This is a genomic window from Endozoicomonas sp. SESOKO2 (assembly GCF_024606245.1).
Classification (GTDB): domain Bacteria; phylum Pseudomonadota; class Gammaproteobacteria; order Pseudomonadales; family Endozoicomonadaceae; genus Endozoicomonas_A.
The window spans coordinates 1-1195 of record NZ_JAHHPQ010000741.1 but is presented as its reverse complement, the minus strand read 5'-3'; the positions used below and the strand labels follow the sequence as shown (position 1 = coordinate 1195).

Below are 1195 nucleotides of genomic sequence, written 5' to 3'. Positions count from 1 at the left end.
GTTCTGGACTACAAGTCAAACTGGCTGGGAGATCAGCTCAGCGACTACACGCGGGAAAATATGCAGAACGTCATGATTGAGCACCGATATGATCTTCAGTATCAGCTTTACTCACTGGCATTGCACAGATTGCTGAGCAGCAGACTGCCAGATTATGATTTTGAACGACATTTTGGCGGTGTTTATTATCTGTTCCTCAGAGGCATCCGAAAAGATGAGCCTGACCAGCCGGGTATTTTCCATTGTCGCCCCAATAAAGCCCTGATTGAAAAACTGGATCGTCTTTTTTATGGAGATCCTGCCTCGAGTGAAGAAAGCTCCACCCGGTCCGGAGTCTCTTCATGATCAATGTCATCAAGCATCTTTACCAACAAGGCAAGATTCGCCCTCTGGATTATCAGTTTGCCCGTTTTATTCAGGAACTGGACGACACACCCTGTGTAGTACTGGTGGCAGCCCTCATCAGTCATGAGCTGGGCCGGGGCAACCTCTGTCTGGAGTTCAGCCACTTATTTAATGCCCCACTGTTCGAATTAAGTCGGACACAGAGCGACCCACTCAGAGCAATAGCGGACATTGACACTCACTCCGAAGAAACACTGATCCGTCTTTTGCTCTCAAGCCCTGTTGTCAGCAATGGTCAATCCAATACGCCTCTGATTCTGGACGGTAAACGACTCTACCTGTACCGATACTGGCAACATGAGTGCCTGGTTGCCCGGCACCTGCTCAAACTGGGAAGGCAGGCGGAAGACCTTCAGGAAACCAGAACTATCCTGGATCGACTGTTTCAGCGAAACTATTCCACTCTTCTTGAGAATCGACCCAACACGAACGATTCACAGCCCCTACAAGACTATCTGATTAAATGGCTCGATGTAGAATTTCCCGAGGCCGTTGACTGGCAGGCCGCTACCCAAACACTCCTGTCTGCGAGGCAAACTGATGACCTTAAAACTCTTGATCAACTGATACCGCAACACTGTTGCCTGAACTGGCAAAAAGTAGCAGCAGCCATGGCGGCGACTCAACCTCTGGTCATCATCAGCGGTGGACCCGGTACCGGTAAAACAACGACCGTGACAAGACTGCTGGCCATGCTGGTTGAAAAAGGTATGAAGAGTGGCAAAATACCCGACATCCGTCTGGTGGCACCCACTGGTAAAGCCTCAGCCCGACTCACTGAATCAATGGG

2 protein-coding genes are annotated in these 1195 nt (G+C 50.0%); both read left to right on the top strand.

Annotated elements, in window-relative coordinates; all coding sequences use genetic code 11:
• The coding region (locus tag KDK17_RS17595) for a hypothetical protein (RefSeq protein ID WP_257288687.1) at nt 1–345 on the top strand (345 nt) is incomplete at its 5' end.
• The coding region (locus tag KDK17_RS17590; RefSeq protein WP_257288686.1) for an AAA family ATPase at nt 342–1195 on the top strand (854 nt) is incomplete at its 3' end. The genes KDK17_RS17595 and KDK17_RS17590, both read left to right, overlap by 4 nt.